The following is a 15132-nucleotide window of genomic DNA, read 5'->3' on the forward strand; positions in this document are numbered from 1 at the left end:
GTCTTAACTTTTGGATGCTCGAAACACCGATTGGAGCCGTCGCGGGACCGTCGCCGTCCCGGAGTGGCGAGAGACAGCCCCCCTCACCGCTCGTCGGCTGGTCCGAGGCCGGGGATCGCGACGGCCGCTTCGAGTCGATCCATCGCCAGCGCGGTCGTCAACACCAGCGCGAGATACAGCACTGCCACGACGACGTAGGTGTCGGTGACCCGGAAGCTATCGGCGGCGATGATCCGAGCCTGCCGGAACAGTTCGGGCACGGTGATGAACGCGGCCAGCGAGGAGTACTTGATGAGATAGACGAACTCGTTGGTCCAGCCGGGGATCGCGTAGCGCAGTCCCTGTGGCAGGACGACGTGGCGGATCCCCGCCGCCTTCGAGAGGCCGATCGACCGGGCGGCCACGAGCTGTCCGCTGTCGACCGACTGGAGCGCCCCCCGGATGTACTCGGCCTGGTAGGCCGAGGAGTTGATCGTGAAGCCGACGATCGCCACGAAGACGGCCGCCCGTGGCACGGCCCCCTCGCCGACGAACCCGAGCCCCTCGATCTCCGCTGCCAGGGGGAGTCCGTAGTACAGCAAGAACAGCTGGGCGAGCAGCGGCGTTCCGCGGATGAGCTCCGTGTACGCGAGCGAGACGGTGCCGACGATCCGCCCGCCGTAGACCCGCGCGACGGAGAGCGGGACGGCGATCGCCAGTCCCAGCACCATCGACGCGAGCGTCAGGTACACCGTGATGAAGGCACCGGCGGCCATCGCCGGCCCGCCCTCGATGGCGAAGGCCGTCAGTTCGAACGGCCAGGCGAGCCACTCCGCGAGGAGTCCGAGCGGCCCCAGATCGGCACCGACGGCGGTCAGGGTCTCGGCGGCGTTCTCGAACGGTGCCGTCGGGAGCCACGGCTCGCGGGCGAGGACCGCCGTCTCCGAGCGGAGCAGGTCCGGGAAACCAAGCGCCGTGGCGACGGCGTCGAGGACCGTGTTGTGGTAGGCCCAGCGCAGCGACAGCCACGTCCAGAAGACGACGCCGACGGTTACGACGGCGAGGCGTCGCCGGCCCGGCAGATCGCCGACGGCGGCGGGTTGGGTCTGGTCCGTGCTCATCAGTGGATCTCTGTGAGATCGCCCAGGAACTCGCGTGTGCGGTCGTGTTCGGGGTCGTCGAACAGCTGTTCGGGCGGCCCCCGCTCGACGATCTGCCCGTCGTCGAGGAAGGTGAGCGTGGTGGCCGCAGAGCGGGCGAAGCCCATCTCGTGGGTGACACACAGCATCGTCATCCCCTCGTCGGCCAGGTCGTTCATCACGCCAAGCACCTCGCCGATGAGCTCCGGGTCCAGCGCGCTGGTGGGCTCGTCGAACAGGATGAGCTCGGGGTCCATCGCCAGCGAGCGAGCGATCCCGACCCGCTGTTTCTGGCCGCCGGACAGCTCCGCCGGGTAGGAGTCTGCCTGCTCGGCCAGCCCGACGCGATCGAGGTACTCCATCGCGCGGTGGTGGGCCTCGGCGCTCGGGAGATCGAGCACCTCGGTCAGCCCCAGGGTGACGTTGCCCACCGCGGTACGGTGCGCGAAGAGATTGAAGTCCTGAAACACCATCCCGACCCGTCGCCGGAGGGCGTTCTCGTCCATCGCGTGGATGTCCTCGCCGTCGAGGAAGATCGACCCGCCGTCGATCTCGGTGAGACGGTTGACACAGCGCAACAGGGTGGACTTGCCCGACCCGCTCGGGCCGACGATCACGTCCACGTCCTGTGTGTCCATCTCGAACCCGACGCCGTGCAGTACCTCCTCGTTCCCGTACGATTTCTCGACGTCTTCGAGTCGAAGTAGGCTCATTCGTTGCCTCCTGGGATCGCGTAACGGTCGTGTAGTCGATCGAGCGTCCGGTTCGTCGCGACGGTCAACACGAAGTAGATCGCGGTGATCGTGAGGATGACCTCCATCACGGCGGTGCCCCGGCCCGGCTGGAGATAGAGGTTCTCGGCCCGGGTCAGCAGCTCCGCCAGCCCGATCGCGAAGGCGACGCTCGTGTCTTTCAGCACGATCGTGAACTCGTTTTGAAAGCCCGGAATCGAGCGCCGGATCGCCTGCGGGAAGATCACGTGGCGGATGGCCTGGAGCTTGCTCATACCGATCGAGCGGGCCCCCTCCATCTGGCCCTCGCTGATCGACTGGATCGCGCCCCGAAACACCTGGCTCTGGTAGGCCCCGCTGCGGAGCCCCAGCGCCAGCGTCGCCGCGAGAAACGGCGTCACCTGGATGTCGAGCGCCGGCACGGTACCCAGCTGTGGGATCGGGAGCCCGAAGTACAGCAACACGACGAGCACGACGATCGGCGTGCCACGGAAGACGACGCCGACGGTGCCGACCACCGACCGCAGCGAGTCCGGCCCGTACACCTCGATCGCTCCCATCGGGAAGCCGGCCAGGAACCCAAGCGAGAGACTGGTGATCGTCAACAGCACCGTGACGATCGTTCCCAGCAGCAGGAAGTCCGCGTTGCTGGCGACGAAGAGCCAATCGCTGCTTTGCCACACGAGCCCCGCCATCTATCTCACTCGAACCACTCGCCGACGAGCTCGTCGTAGGTGCCGTCGTCGCGCAGTTCCGCGAGCGCGTCGTTCAGATCGCTCAGGCGCTCGTCGTCGGGGCGCATCCCCATGCCGAACTGCTCGCCGGTGTCGATGACGAACGCGATCGCGACCGCACGGTCGCCCGCGAAGCTCCCTGCCACGGGCTCGTCGACGATCACGGCGTCGACGTTGCCGTTTTCGAGGTCCTGGGCGGCCAGCGTGTAGTTGTCGTAGCGCCGGAGGTCGTCTTCGGCGACGAGTCCCTCCTCGACGAGAGACTCGGCCTCGCCCTCGCCCGTGGTGCCGCCCTGGGCACCGACGCGGACGCCTTCGAGCTCCTCGACAGACGCCGGCTGGAACTCGCCGCCTTCCTGGACGAGGACGGCCTGGCTGGACTCCCAGTAGGGGTCGGTGAAGGCGATCTGCTCCTGGCGGTCCGGGCCGATCGTCATGCCGGCGGCGATCAGGTCGATGTCGCCGTCCAGCACCGACGGGATCAGCGACTCGAAGGCGATGTCCTGCCACTCGCCGACCTCGTAGCCAGCCCGGTCGATGACCGTCTCGGACAGTTCGATATCGAAGCCGACCAGTTCGCCGTCCTCGGTGTACTCGAAGGGCGGGAACCCGGAGTTCGTCCCGGGGACGATCGTTTCCGTGTCCTCTTCGCTACTCGAACAGCCGGCGATCGCTGTCGTGGCCCCGAGAGCCCCGACAGTCTTCATGTACGCCCGCCGATCCATACTGTACGTACGAGCCATACCGATTGATCGGTAGAGCCACTGTTGAACGTTTCGGGCCTGTTCTGGATGGTCTATCATGCCGACGGCGGGGATCGGGATTTTTCGAGGCCGGGCGGGGCCGTAAGATCCGAACCGCCACTGGCCGGCGTCGCCGTCCGGCCGTCGCTACCGCGTTCGAGGCCGGCCTGTACCGCGCTGCCGACGAACGGTCACACTCTCCCGAGCGCGCCAGTATCAGGTCTGGATACGTAGGGACCGTCTTTATGTGTGTCGTTACCTACCACGGTGGTATGACCAGCCCAGCACAGTCGATGAGCTTCTTCATGCTCATCTGTGCTGTGCCGATCGTCGGGCTGGCCGTCTACACCGTTCGACGGCGGGACCGGCCCGGTGCGAACGGGCTGGTGCTCTGTCTCGTGGGGATGGCCGGATGGTCAGTCATGCTCGCGCTGATCACGTGGCCGACGCAGCTGTTGCCGGTGTGGATAAACACCACCGTCCGCCACTTTTTCCAGCTCCTCGTCGTCTTCGGCTGGCCGCTGTTCGTCCGAGAGTACATCGAACGCGACCGGGTCGACCTGTCGTGGATCGCCGGAGCCGTCCTCGCGGTGATCCCTGCGCTCACGATCGTCCTGACGGCGACGAACCCGTTACACCACCTCGTGTTAGCGCCAGAGACCCCCGCGAATCCGGCCGGAATCAGCGAGCTGGCGCTCGGTCCCTGGTACATCGTCCACATCGGGTTCGCCGTCGCGCTGGTCATCCTGCCCGTCGGACTCCTCCTCCGGGAGCTACAGACGGCTCACGGAGCCCACCGAAAACATCTGTTGTTGGTGTTGACGGGGTGGGCGATCGGTTTTCCCGGCGCGTTACAGACGCACCTCTTTCGGACGATCGACGCGATCCCCCTCTACGTCGACCTGACGCCGCTCGCCTTTCTCGTCACGGCCGGCCTCTGGGGCGTGTCGCTCTTTCGCTACCAGCTGTTCATGATGGTCCCCGTGAGCCGCCGGACCGTCGTCGAGACGATCCCCGACCCCGTCGTCGCCGTCGACGAGAACGGCCTCGTAATCGACGTCAACCCCGCCGGCAAGCGGCTGTTCGGGACGCCAGACGACGTCGCCGGCTTCCCCATCGAGGAGCTGTTCGCCGACTATCCCTCGCTCGTCGAGTACTACCGTCGGGGCAGCAGCGACGTGGCGTTCGAACTCACTCACGACGGCCAGTGTCGGCAGTTCTCGGTGACGTGCGAGCGGATCCGTGACGGTGGCTCGGAGGCGGTGCTGGTGTTACGTGACATCACGCCGGTCAAACAGCGAGAGGAGACCCTCAGACAGCGCGAGCAGGAGCTGCGGATGCTCAACCAGGTGTTCTCTCGCGTCTTCCGACACAACATCCGGAACGAACTCCTCGTCGCCCGTGGCCACATGGACCGCGTCGGACACCGGACCGACGACGAGACGGTCGAAGAGAGTGTCCAGACTGCGATCGACGCGACCGAGCGCCTGCTCGGACACGCCGAGAAGACCAGAGAGATCCAGCAGATCGTCGACAGCGACCCCGAATCAACCGTCGTCTCACTGGAGACGCTGGTCGCGACGGCCATCGAGCCCTACAGGGACGACACGGCAGAGGTGACGATCGACGTCGCGGTCGACGACGTCCCCGTCAACGTGATCGAGCGCTTCGAGGCTGCCGTCGCCAACACGGTCGAGAACGCGATCGAACACAACCCGACGCCGCTGCACGTCGGGATCACGTCTCGGGTGGCACAAGACACAGTGACACTCTGTATCGAAGACGACGGCGGGGGGATTCCAGACAACGAGATCGCCTTCCTCACCGAGGGCGAAGAGACGGTGCTCAATCACGGCTCCGGCGTCGGGCTGTGGGTCCTGAACTGGTCCGTCCAACGGTCCGACGGGACGCTGTCGATCGTCGATACGGGCTGTGGCACACGGGTCGAGATGACGCTCCAGCGGTCGAACGACGCTCTCGGGGAGTGAGACTACAGACCGCCGCCCTGGAAACGGTCTCGCCGACGGTGTCAGCGGTAAGCCGCACCGACGGCGTCGGCCAGGACACTGGGCTCGCGGTAGTGCTTGCTCACCGGCGGGATCGTCTCGTCGAGGTCCAGCAGCTCGTAGACCGCCACCATCGCCGACCGGACGGAGTACTCGACGGTGAACACGACGTCTCTGTCGACCTCGGCGTACTGGCCGAGGAAGGCGAGGTTGTTCGACCCGTCCGGGACGACCGCCGGTCGGTCGCCGGGCTCGCGGGGCTGGAAGTGTGCCGTGATGAACGGCATCATCGCGGGAATGCACTCGACGCCCTCCAACAGCTCCGGCAGTCGGTCCTCACACTCCAGGTGGTAACACAGCTCCTGGAGGATCTCTCGGCCGGTACACTCGGACATCGGCTTCTCCACGTAGTTCCCCTCCCGGTCGGGGAACAGCGCGTACCCCCAGAAGATCTTCACGTCGTCTGGCTGGTTCGCGAAGTGGGGCTGAGCGGCGACGACCGTCGAGAGCAGCCAGTTCGACCCGAGGTAGGTCACGAGCCCGTTGCCGGGGTCTTCGTCCGTGAACTCCACGATGTGGTCGAACAGGTCGGTGTTGTGCAGCGTGACGGTGAACGACTCCCACTTCGTCTCCGTGACGTTGTCCGCGAACACCGACGGATTCCCGAACTGCGGATTCCCGTCTGCGATGGACTTCCACAGCTCCCAGGACGCGCCGGTTTCGTTCAGTTCCGGAGCCTCGTCCATCCCGCCGAGCGACGTCCCGTCGGTCATCGAGCCGTTGGTCACGAACACCAGGTCGGTCGGCTCGACCGGGATCGTCTCGGTCCCGCTGTCGGTCTCACAGTGGATCTGCGTGACCGTCCGGCCCGCCCGCGAGGTGACGATGTCCATGTCGGTCACCTCGTGGCCGTACTCGAAGGAGACACCCCGGTTTTCGAGCCAGCGTCGCAGCGGGAGGATCATCGAGTCGTACTGGTTGTACTTGGTCCGGTCGACGCCCTCCATCGTGTGGAGCCGGGGGAACTCGTGGAGGAACCGGTACATGTACCGCCGGACCTCGGCGACGCTGTGCCAGGGCTGGAAGGCGAAGATCGTCGCCCAGACGTACCAGAAGTTCGTCTCGAAGAAGTCGTTGTCGAACCACTCTTCGATCCGCGTGTCGCCGAGTCGCTCTTCGGAGGTCAACAGCAGTCGGAGCAGCGAGCGCCGGTGTCGCCCGGTGAGACCGTAGTTCGAGGCGTCGATCCGCGTCGCTCCGTCCATCAGACGCGTCTCGGCGTAGGACTCGTGGATCTCGTTGAACTCGTTCATCTCGGCTTTGACCGAGCGAGAGGGATCTTCGAGAGACGGAATGGTCCGGAACAGGTCCCACGTACACTCGTAGGCGGGGAAGTTGAACATCCTGCCGCCACGGATGACGTATCCCTCGTCGGGGTCGCCCGCGCCGTCCATCGCCCCGCCGACGACGTCCAGTTTCTCGTAGATGTGGATGTTCTCGCCGGGCATATTCCCGTCTCTGATGAGGAAGGCTGCGCCGGCCAGTGACGCGATACCACCGCCGGTGAAGTGTGCTTCGCGATCGGTGACGTGAGGTTGCTGGTGAATGGTCATTGGGGATCTCTCCGTTCGGATCGGACCACGGTGTGGTTCGTCGGCTCGTTACGTGTCGGAGTAGGTGGGTGTCGGCAGTAACAGTTTGCAGGATAGTTCCTGCTTTTTATAACGGGCTACTCGACGCTCGCGATCGTCTCGGCGACGAGTTGCTCGTGGCCGCGGCGAAGCCGTTCCGAGAGTGCAGACGTCGTCGTGTCGAGTTCGTCCGCGAGTGTCGCGAGGTCGGTTTCGCGGGGTACCTCGAAGTAGCCCATGCGATATGCCACCCGCAGTGCCTCCCGCTGTGGTTCGGTCAGCCCGTAGCTCTCGGCACCTCCCTCGGCCTCGAAGAGCCGCCGTGGTTGGAAGTCGATCCCCGCCTCACGACAGGTATCACTGAACGCTTCGAGCGCGTTCCTGTCCGCAAAGTGGGCGCTGACTTGCCACCCGTGCTGGGTCACGAGCGCACCGCTTGGATACGTCTGGCGATCGACGAGTTCGCCGTAGATCCCGACGTGTGCCGTATCCAGTGCGACCCGGTACCGCGACTCGACGAGGGCCGACTCGATGGCGACGAAGTCGACGACGGAGTCTGCCGCTGTGAGGGCGGTCTCGATGTCGTCCGGGTCGACGCCGGTCGTCGAGAACACCAGCGCCGGCTCTCCGTCCGTCCCCAGGACGGTGTTGTCGACCGTCAATGTCGTCTCGACCGCCGCCGCGACGCCACAGAGCGGGAGCGCCGCCGAGTGCAACTCGAATTCACAGATGACGCCCATACTGTGGCCTCCCGGCAGGGCACCGTAAGACTGTGGGTGAGCCGTTCGATGCCCGGACGACCGAACGACGACTGTCGAAGCTGAAGTAGCCCCCCTCTCTAGCTGGGCCAGTGTGATACTGCCGGCTGTCACTTCGTGAGGATCTTCGCCACCCCGGGGTGGCGAAATCGTTCACAGATGTACAGCCGGTAGTATGAGGAGTGAGCAGTTCGTTGGTTTTGGTGTCTCTACTCGATAGCGTTCAGCTAGGCCGGAGTGGCGACACCGAAAACCCTCTCGGTGCTCGCCCTTTCGGTGCTTTCTCTCCGGTTTCGATCTCTAACCCGAACACCGCCGCCTCCGTGGCGCGACCATTTATGTTCGCGCGTACCACACGGGTGAGCATGGAACAGCTATCCTCGTGTTACTTCTGTGGTGCCGCCCTCGACGCCCAGATCGAGCCGTATCAGGTCGTGCCGGCGTCGCTGGACCCGACCGACGACCAGCAGCGAGCCGTCTCGCTGTGTCCGAGCTGTCGCCAGAAGCTCGCACACGTCGTCGAGACCGTCGTCGAAGCCAGCGGCGACGGGGACGCCACCGCTGCCGTAGACGACGTGCCGGATCTCGACCCCGAGGGCGCGCTCCTCGACGACGAGCCAGGCACCGCGACCGGAGCCGACGACGCCGTGGCCGACGGCCAGCCGACGGACGCGAGCAACGACACGAAGCCGGAACCGGAACCCACACGCGAGGGGCGATTCGACGACGGCAGCGAGTCGTCTCAGTCCGACGCCGACGGCCAGACCCAGCGAACCGGGTCGAGTTACTCGCACAACGGCACGGGCGACGATCACGGTGCCGACCGCCGTCGCGACGGCGAGACACGAACGGACCGTGCTTCGGACGAACGCCGAACAGAGAGCGCCGAACGACGCGACGGTGCCAGTCCGCAACGGGACGGCCGGGACGCGAGCGACGACGCCGAGGCCGACCGGACCCAGCAGACGCACAGTGCCGGCGACACGGGCGAGGAGGACGACGGACCGTCCCTGACGGCACTGGAGTACAACAAGGTGATGCGACTCCTCCAGAACCGCGAGTTCCCGGTCGAACGCGCCGAGATCCACGACATCGCGACGAGCGCCTACGAGATCAGCGACCGGGAGTTCGACGCGATCATCGACGCCGCGATCAAGCGCGGGCTCATCGACGAGGAGAACGGGACGCTCGTGAGCGGCGACTGATCGCGCTCACTCGACTCGCTGCGTGTAGGTCACCTGTTTCTCGGTGAAGCCGCTGTCCTCGTAGAAGCTGCGCGCTCCCTCGTTGGCCCACTCACAGGAGACTTTCAGATAGTCGACGCCGCGTTCGCGCGCGAGTCGCTCGACGCACTCGATGGCCGCGGTGCCGTGGCCCCGACTTCTGTGGCCCTGCTCGACGAACAGATCGACGATCTGGAGGTACCTGTCCAGTGCCCGCGAGGGGTGTTCGCCTTCCCGGACGAGCACCGAGCCGACCGTCCGACCGCCGACTTCCAGCAGGAAGGCCGTGGTGTCGTCACCGTCGATGTGGTGCCGTGCGATGCCCTCGACGACGTCTTCGGGATCGTCGTGAGCCAGCTCGTTCAGCTCCGAGTACGGCTCCATCTCGCTGGCCAGCTGGAACCAGTACTCGGCGAGCAGTTCGGCGTCGTCTCGCGTCGCCTCGACGAGGTCCATACACCGGTCACAGACCCCTCGTCGATAGCTGTTCTGGTGGTCTGGGAACCGATCGCACGCCAGCCGATGGTCGTGTTTAGTGAAGCGAATGCGGGCGTTGCTACCCAAAATCTGTTCACGAAACACTGCCCGCCCGACTCCCCGAAGGCATACGGACGGGGCCGTCGAAGGGCTGGCTATGGAACTGCAGACACTCACGGACCGACTGGACGAGCGACTCGACACGGCGGCCTACGCCGATCTGGACGCGAGCCCGAACGGGCTCCAGGTCGAGACCCGCTCGACCGAGATCGAGCACGTCGCCGTCGCCGTCGACGCCGCCGAGGCGACCGTCGAGGCGGCCGCCGACGCCGGGGCCGATCTCCTGGTCACACACCACGGCATCGTCTGGGGCGGGATGGAGCGACTGACCGGGACCCACTACCGTCGGATGGCTCCCCTGATCGAGCACGACGTGGGGCTGTACGTCTCTCACCTCCCGCTCGACGGCCATCCGGAACTGGGCAACGCCGCCGGACTCGCAGACCTGCTCGAACTGGACGACCGAGCTCCCTTCGGCGAGGTCGGGCCGGAGTACATCGGCCAGCGCGGACGGGCAGCCAGCAGTTTCTCCGCCGAGGCCCTCCGATCGTCGCTGGCCGACGAACTCGACACCGCCGGCCAGCCCGTGCAGGTGCTCGACTTCGGCCCCGACGAGATCGAGGACATCGCGATCGTCACCGGAAGCGGCAGCGACTGGATCGGCGAAGCCGCCGAGGCTGGCGTGGACGCGCTCGTGACCGGCGAAGGCAAACAGAAAGCCTACCACGAGGCCCGCGAGGCGGGGCTGACGGTCGTCCTCGCCGGCCACTACGCCACGGAGACCGTCGGCGTCCGGTCCCTCGCCGCGGTGCTCGAAGAGTGGGATCTGACCACGACATACGTCGATCACCCGACCGGACTGTAGCGACCACGACGGACCGCATCCCTCAAGCGCCCTCGGCCGCCACTGTTCGCCGATGGACGCGCCGGTCGAGTTCGACGCGATCGACGATCACGACGACCTGATCGTGTGGTCCCGTGCCTACTGTAAGCACGCCCGTCGCGAGTGGCTCGTGGACGTGCGCCTCGACCTCGTCGAGTGGACGGTCTCGACGCGAGCCCGCCGTCGTGCCGCCGCGGTCAGACACCCCCAGATCGACGACGCCAGCGTCGACGAGGCCCTGGACTGGGACGCCGTCCCCGGTGCCGACGGCAGACCACTCGCCTGTACGCTGTCGCTGACCTGGGACGCGTTCCGCGAGTTCTCGCAGGCGGAGTGGGCGTCGACGCTGCGCCACGAGCTGATCCACGTCGAACAGTACCAACACTGTGGCACGACCGGCCACGGCGCGGCGTTCCGGCGTCGCGCCGAGACACTCGACACCGAGGTCCACTGCCGGACGTTCGCCGACGCGCGCTGGACCTTCCAGTGTCGAACCTGTGGCACCGTCGTCGCACGACGCTACCGAGACTGCCCGTTCGTCCGCGAGTACGACCGCTACCGCTCGGACTGCTGTGGCGACCGACTCCGACGCGTCGAACGGACGACGTGAACCCTTCGGGGACGAGCAGCTACCGACGTTTCGCCAGCAAATCGTTCAGCCGCTCTCTCAGTTGTCCATCTGCTCGATCTCCTCGTCGCCGAGCGGCGGGAGTGATTCGCCGATCGCCTCCACGTCCTTCGCGCTTCGACTGAGGCGGTCCAGCAGGTCGTTGAAGCTCTCGTCGTCCCGCTTCATGTCTCGGAGTCGCTCCTTCACGTCTTCGCTGACTCGGATCGTGCCCATGTGTGTACGTTGTATACGATCTGTTGGTGTCTCTTTCGCCGCCACAGCCGGTCGACTCTCTCGCGCTCTCGAAGCTGTGCTGTCGGCAGTACGTCTGTCACCGTCTCCAAATCGTCCTCTCAAATGCGGAGCGTCAGCCGTGACGAAACGGGGAGCAGGGAGCTAGTCGGACAGATACGCGTACTTATCCGGTTTCCTGAATCCGTGGTTGAGAAGTTGATACTACTGGTCGATGACCTTCGGGGGGGGGGGGTCGAGCGAGGGGTTTAATCCTCGCGCTGGTGTCTGTCATCATGCTTCCGTGCTTGGTCCACGGGAGCCACAGCGGGCCGGTGTTCCAGCACCGGGTCCGCGTTCTCCGAACTGTTCCAGCAGTCCGGGTGACTTCCGTATCCGATTATTTCGCTCTAATCTATTAATAGTTTCCAAAGATGGAATGGGTGGCGTCCTCTCGGCTTCTCTGGTGGGTTTTATAGGCGAAACACTCGATTGACGCCATAATGTCTGGACGGAAACCTGACGTGAATGACGGCGAGATCGTCACGGTTCTACGCGAGAGTTCTGAACACGTTCTATCTACGTACGAGGTCGCTGAACAGCTACCGATCAAGGAGAAAGCCACGATTCGGCGTCTCAAGGAACTTCACAACGAAGGGCGTATCTGCGGGAAGCAAGCTGGACGCAGCTGGGTTTGGTGGGTTTCAGACGATTCCAAATAATTGAACAGAAGGTCTCTCTTCCGCCAGAAATTCGCCGTACCCAACAAATTGGGAATTGATCCAATTGTCTCGGTTTAGCTTAGCAATTTCAACTCGGTCAGGACAGTTATGATTCTAACCCTTCGATATACTGTTTTAATTTCATCATCTGATTATTGTCCATATATGATGGGCTATCCTCATTTTCAAACCCGGCTTTCGAGCCGAACCAATTGACCAGCTCTTTGTTCGTCATGTCTGTGGTTGAACGAGCACAGTTGCCACATTCTTCCAGGGTGTCGCCTGGATCTGAGATTATCTTTGACTTTTTCTCCGAAAATTCAATACCACAAAGGGTGGTCTCCTCTGATCCTCGAACTTGGTGATATGTATCTGTAGTGGATTCCATCACCCATACTAATTTGGTGGTTTCCTCGTCCGAGGATTCCGTCTCAGACTCACCTGGATCACTCCCTTCTTTTAGAGTGATCTGGGTAACTTCCGCTGGTTTCTCAGGATCCTTTTCGTATTGGTAGGTCTCTGGGTTCGCTATCCAATATTCGACAGTCTGATTTCCACGTTCTAAACCAAGTTCAGCTCTGCAATCTTTTGAAAGGGTTAACGCGGCACGGCTTGGATACACACTTTGTCGAGTAAGTATCCACCTGTCTCCATGTTCAACATACAACAGAACTTCGTCGCCGGTCTCAACTCCGATCGCATCTAAGTCACTGCCACTTAGTTGCAATGTCCCATTCAATCCGTCTTGGGACTTGTCTTCTGACATTTCCAGGAGCTCGTACTCCCTGCAGTAGTGCATATAGGCCAATTCCGGTCGAGCGCTATCTTTTTCAGTAAGGTTGCCTGAGTTAATCATGGCTCTGTCTGGAGCCAGTGGGCACTGCCTCTTGGCCGGGGAATGCCCACTTTACAGACTCCATTATATGTGAGAGACTCGTATATAATAAGTATTGTGGTCCATGAGTTACTAACTTGGCCCATATGGCCCGGGGATGCAAAATATGGGGCTTTCAGGCCACATAAACGGCGTTTACATATTCATGGTGGAAATGAAGGACTCATATGAGTTGTCTACTCTGTGACCCGGCCGGAAAAGTTCTAGTAGTGGTTAATTAGTCAACTACGCCCGTCAATCTCCTATAGAGGCCGTCAGAGTACATCAAACAGCGGATTCAAAATATTGGTGTGATAAGACTGTTCGATATCAAGTCGTAGGACCGGCATTGAGACTCAATCGGTTTCAGGATAAGTGCGGTAGTGGTGAGATTCCACGGACACGAGTGGGTGCTGGAATTCGCTCTTTGACTGTGGTATCCTTGATGCCGTTCGCGTCAGAACCAGGTGCCGATAGGGTCAGGGGAATCAGCCAGGCTACGACCACACGTCGACAATCGGCGGATCTTTCTCCCGATCTACGACTGCCACAGTATCACCGTCGTCTGTGCAGTCCTCCACTACTTCGAGGTCCTGCTGACCGTCACCCAGCTCATTGCTGGGGAGGTCCCAGTACGCAGACGCGCCGACGTAGTCGACGACACACCGGAACGTGGCTTCTTCGGGCAGCGTCGAACGCACTTGCGGCTGTTCCACGTCGGGGGTCGCCCGCTCTACGGCGGCGTCGAGATCGTCGAGGTCGTTCCACTGCCGACGCGTGAGGTCGTCGCGTATCTCGTGCTCGCTCGCCGCTTGTACTGAGTCGAGCGAACACCAGCGGACGGCTTCGCGAACGTCGGGGTCTGCGTGTGGTCGTTTGGGTCGATTCCCTCGGTGATCGACTCATACGGATTATTGTAGATCTTTACCGGATTGACCGCACACCGTGGTGCGGTCGACCGGAAAAACGGCTACAATAATCCGTATCAGAGCAGGACCAGAACCGTCGGTTCGTCGCCCAGTACAGCGCGAGCTTCCACGTCGCCCAGTCGGCGTACGACTCTCTGTCGGCGTCGCCCGCCTCGAAGGACTCCGTGGCGTCGCGCATCCGCCGAGCGAAGCGAGGCGGTTCACTGCTGGCGAGCACCGCGAGCCAGCAGCTTTTTCGCCCACGTTTTTCAAGGAGCCCTCACCGCAGCGAGCCGGAGGCTCGCGAGGAAGGGCGACGCGCAAAAAGGTGGTGTATGGGACCGCCGAGATTCGAACTCAGGTCCTACCGACCCCATCGGCAGAGGATACCACTACCCCACGGTCCCGCACTCGGGATGAGGAGGGTCCACTAATTAAGGGCTACGCTTCGGCGTTGCGTGTGGGAGTCATCGTCTCGGTCGGCCCGTCGAGTCGCGGCGGGTGTCGTCATCCAGAGAACCATTAGACGAGGACGCGTTCGAGTTCGACGGCGACGCCGCCCTCGGCGTCGGGATCGCCGACCAGTCGGCCCAGACACACCGCCGCGCCGTCGGGCGTCACGCAGCACACGTCGGCACCCTGCTCGGCGTCGGTCTCGATGACGCCGGGCGCGTAGACGGGTGCGCCGTGTGCTACCTCGCGGGCGGCGCTGGGGGCGATCGTGACCGTCGGGTAGCCACGGAGTGCGTGCTCGGCGGGTGCGACTGTCTCGTGGAGCCAGCTCTCGTCGTCGTTGTCGGCCCACTCGGCCAGCGCGTCGACGAGGTCCTCCATAGTCACGAGGTCGCGATCGTCGAAGTCGCCGGTCGCGGTGCGTCGGAGTTCGCCCATGTGTGCGCCGGTCCCGAGCGCGAGCCCGATGTCGTGACAGAGCTTGCGGACGTACGTGCCAGAGCCACAGCGGACGCGCAGGAGTGCCCGGCGGTCGTGGCGTTCGAGGACGTCCAGCGCGTGGATCGTCCGGCTGCGGAGCCGTCGTTTCACGGCGCTCTTGCGCGGGGGCTTCTGGTAGATCTCGCCCTCGAACTCGGCGACGATCGAGTCGAAGTCCGGCGGCGCCTGGTCGTGGAGTTCGAGGATCGTGACGTACTCTTTGACCGCGTCGTCGAACACGCGTGCCGCGCGGGCGGCGTCGCCGAGCAAGATCGGGAGACAGCCCGTGACCTTCGGGTCGAGCGTCCCGCCGTGTGCGACGCGCCCGAGCGTCCGGTCGTCGCCGGCCGCGTCGAGCGCGTCGTCGACGGCGTCCCGGACCCAGGCGGCCACCTGGTGGGCGGAGGGGCCGGGTGGCTTGTCGAGGTTGACGACGCCGAAGGTGAGCAGATCGGCGGGCGACCGGTGTTCGGGCGCGTCGCGGACCATC

Annotated in this window: 15 protein-coding genes and 1 tRNA gene; 5 read left to right on the forward strand and 11 right to left on the reverse strand. The window is 63.9% G+C overall.

Annotated features, from left to right (window positions below; translation table 11 throughout):
* Positions 1 to 83 precede the first annotated feature (83 nt).
* From AC5FRZ_RS05585 to AC5FRZ_RS05600, 4 genes are read right to left on the reverse strand one after another with little or no spacing between them, the layout of a single operon-like run.
* Positions 84 to 1100, reverse strand: a complete 1017-nt coding sequence (locus AC5FRZ_RS05585; protein ID WP_493564111.1) for an amino acid ABC transporter permease — start codon at positions 1098 to 1100, stop codon at positions 84 to 86.
* Positions 1100 to 1831 (reverse strand): amino acid ABC transporter ATP-binding protein, encoded by a 732-nt coding sequence (locus AC5FRZ_RS05590; RefSeq protein ID WP_170093749.1) that lies wholly within the window; start codon positions 1829 to 1831, stop codon positions 1100 to 1102. The genes AC5FRZ_RS05585 and AC5FRZ_RS05590 overlap by 1 nt, the downstream gene beginning before the upstream one ends.
* Positions 1828 to 2544, reverse strand: a complete 717-nt coding sequence (locus AC5FRZ_RS05595; RefSeq protein WP_372479392.1) for an amino acid ABC transporter permease — start codon at positions 2542 to 2544, stop codon at positions 1828 to 1830. The genes AC5FRZ_RS05590 and AC5FRZ_RS05595 overlap by 4 nt, the downstream gene beginning before the upstream one ends.
* 5 nt (positions 2545 to 2549) lie before the next feature.
* Complete coding sequence (locus tag AC5FRZ_RS05600) at positions 2550 to 3326, reverse strand: basic amino acid ABC transporter substrate-binding protein (protein WP_493564112.1); 777 nt, start codon at positions 3324 to 3326, stop codon at positions 2550 to 2552.
* A gap of 272 nt (positions 3327 to 3598) precedes the next feature.
* On the opposite strand from AC5FRZ_RS05600, the gene AC5FRZ_RS05605 reads away from it, so the two are divergent.
* Positions 3599 to 5314 (forward strand): histidine kinase N-terminal 7TM domain-containing protein, encoded by a 1716-nt coding sequence (locus AC5FRZ_RS05605; protein ID WP_493564113.1) that lies wholly within the window; start codon positions 3599 to 3601, stop codon positions 5312 to 5314.
* A 41-nt stretch (positions 5315 to 5355) separates the two neighbouring features.
* On the opposite strand, the gene AC5FRZ_RS05610 is transcribed toward AC5FRZ_RS05605, so the two are convergent.
* Together AC5FRZ_RS05610 and AC5FRZ_RS05615 are read right to left on the reverse strand one after the other, a co-directional pair.
* Complete coding sequence (locus tag AC5FRZ_RS05610; RefSeq protein WP_493564114.1) at positions 5356 to 6945, reverse strand: oleate hydratase; 1590 nt, start codon at positions 6943 to 6945, stop codon at positions 5356 to 5358.
* A gap of 116 nt (positions 6946 to 7061) precedes the next feature.
* Positions 7062 to 7703: a helix-turn-helix domain-containing protein gene (locus AC5FRZ_RS05615; protein ID WP_493564115.1), complete on the reverse strand. Its 642-nt coding sequence runs from the start codon at positions 7701 to 7703 to the stop codon at positions 7062 to 7064.
* A gap of 383 nt (positions 7704 to 8086) precedes the next feature.
* Here AC5FRZ_RS05615 and AC5FRZ_RS05620 point away from each other — a divergent pair, with 383 nt between their 5' ends.
* Positions 8087 to 8926: a DUF8528 domain-containing protein gene (locus AC5FRZ_RS05620; protein WP_493564116.1), complete on the forward strand. Its 840-nt coding sequence runs from the start codon at positions 8087 to 8089 to the stop codon at positions 8924 to 8926.
* Between the two features lie 6 nt (positions 8927 to 8932).
* Here AC5FRZ_RS05620 and AC5FRZ_RS05625 read toward each other — a convergent pair whose 3' ends face one another.
* Entirely contained in the window at positions 8933 to 9400 is a 468-nt protein-coding gene (locus AC5FRZ_RS05625; RefSeq protein ID WP_493564117.1) for a GNAT family N-acetyltransferase, read from the reverse strand.
* A gap of 178 nt (positions 9401 to 9578) precedes the next feature.
* Here AC5FRZ_RS05625 and AC5FRZ_RS05630 point away from each other — a divergent pair, with 178 nt between their 5' ends.
* The gene (locus AC5FRZ_RS05630; protein WP_493564118.1) at positions 9579 to 10346 is read left to right on the forward strand and encodes a Nif3-like dinuclear metal center hexameric protein; all 768 of its coding nucleotides are present in this window, start codon (positions 9579 to 9581) and stop codon (positions 10344 to 10346) included.
* 52 nt (positions 10347 to 10398) lie between these two features.
* A complete protein-coding gene (locus tag AC5FRZ_RS05635; RefSeq protein WP_493564119.1) occupies positions 10399 to 10974 on the forward strand; it encodes a SprT-like domain-containing protein in 576 nt (191 codons plus the stop codon).
* Between the two features lie 57 nt (positions 10975 to 11031).
* Here the strand turns inward: AC5FRZ_RS05635 and AC5FRZ_RS05640 are convergent, their stop codons facing one another.
* Positions 11032 to 11208: a DUF7557 family protein gene (locus AC5FRZ_RS05640; protein WP_493564120.1), complete on the reverse strand. Its 177-nt coding sequence runs from the start codon at positions 11206 to 11208 to the stop codon at positions 11032 to 11034.
* Between the two features lie 825 nt (positions 11209 to 12033).
* Entirely contained in the window at positions 12034 to 12693 is a 660-nt protein-coding gene (locus AC5FRZ_RS05645) for a hypothetical protein (RefSeq protein WP_493564121.1), read from the reverse strand.
* A gap of 575 nt (positions 12694 to 13268) precedes the next feature.
* On the opposite strand from AC5FRZ_RS05645, the gene AC5FRZ_RS05650 reads away from it, so the two are divergent.
* A complete protein-coding gene (locus AC5FRZ_RS05650) occupies positions 13269 to 13622 on the forward strand; it encodes a hypothetical protein (protein WP_493564122.1) in 354 nt (117 codons plus the stop codon).
* 423 nt (positions 13623 to 14045) lie between these two features.
* Here the strand turns inward: AC5FRZ_RS05650 and AC5FRZ_RS05655 are convergent.
* Both AC5FRZ_RS05655 and AC5FRZ_RS05660 read right to left on the reverse strand, forming a co-directional pair.
* Positions 14046 to 14116: transfer RNA gene (locus AC5FRZ_RS05655), tRNA-Pro, on the reverse strand.
* Positions 14117 to 14231: 115 nt separating this feature from the next.
* Complete coding sequence (locus tag AC5FRZ_RS05660) at positions 14232 to 15131, reverse strand: RNA-guided pseudouridylation complex pseudouridine synthase subunit Cbf5 (RefSeq protein WP_493564123.1); 900 nt, start codon at positions 15129 to 15131, stop codon at positions 14232 to 14234.
* Between the last annotated feature and the right edge of the window lies 1 nt (position 15132).

The sequence above is a fragment of the Halomicrobium sp. HArcht1-1 genome (assembly GCF_058933285.1).

Excerpts from the sequence above, each read along its gene's own strand:
- AC5FRZ_RS05600 (WP_493564112.1), bottom strand. The coding sequence starts at position 3,326 with ATGGCTCGTACGTACAGTATGGATCGGCGGGCGTACATGAAGACTGTC.
- AC5FRZ_RS05595 (WP_372479392.1), bottom strand. The coding sequence starts at position 2,544 with ATGGCGGGGCTCGTGTGGCAAAGCAGCGATTGGCTCTTCGTCGCCAGC.
- AC5FRZ_RS05585 (WP_493564111.1), bottom strand. The coding sequence starts at position 1,100 with ATGAGCACGGACCAGACCCAACCCGCCGCCGTCGGCGATCTGCCGGGC.
- AC5FRZ_RS05640 (WP_493564120.1), bottom strand. The coding sequence starts at position 11,208 with ATGGGCACGATCCGAGTCAGCGAAGACGTGAAGGAGCGACTCCGAGAC.
- AC5FRZ_RS05605 (WP_493564113.1), top strand. The coding sequence starts at position 3,599 with ATGACCAGCCCAGCACAGTCGATGAGCTTCTTCATGCTCATCTGTGCT.
- AC5FRZ_RS05630 (WP_493564118.1), top strand. The coding sequence starts at position 9,579 with ATGGAACTGCAGACACTCACGGACCGACTGGACGAGCGACTCGACACG.
- AC5FRZ_RS05610 (WP_493564114.1), bottom strand. The coding sequence starts at position 6,945 with ATGACCATTCACCAGCAACCTCACGTCACCGATCGCGAAGCACACTTC.
- AC5FRZ_RS05590 (WP_170093749.1), bottom strand. The coding sequence starts at position 1,831 with ATGAGCCTACTTCGACTCGAAGACGTCGAGAAATCGTACGGGAACGAG.
- AC5FRZ_RS05615 (WP_493564115.1), bottom strand. The coding sequence starts at position 7,703 with ATGGGCGTCATCTGTGAATTCGAGTTGCACTCGGCGGCGCTCCCGCTC.
- AC5FRZ_RS05625 (WP_493564117.1), bottom strand. The coding sequence starts at position 9,400 with ATGGACCTCGTCGAGGCGACGCGAGACGACGCCGAACTGCTCGCCGAG.
- AC5FRZ_RS05645 (WP_493564121.1), bottom strand. The coding sequence starts at position 12,693 with ATGTCAGAAGACAAGTCCCAAGACGGATTGAATGGGACATTGCAACTA.
- AC5FRZ_RS05635 (WP_493564119.1), top strand. The coding sequence starts at position 10,399 with ATGGACGCGCCGGTCGAGTTCGACGCGATCGACGATCACGACGACCTG.
- AC5FRZ_RS05660 (WP_493564123.1), bottom strand. The coding sequence starts at position 15,131 with ATGGTCCGCGACGCGCCCGAACACCGGTCGCCCGCCGATCTGCTCACC.
- AC5FRZ_RS05620 (WP_493564116.1), top strand. The coding sequence starts at position 8,087 with ATGGAACAGCTATCCTCGTGTTACTTCTGTGGTGCCGCCCTCGACGCC.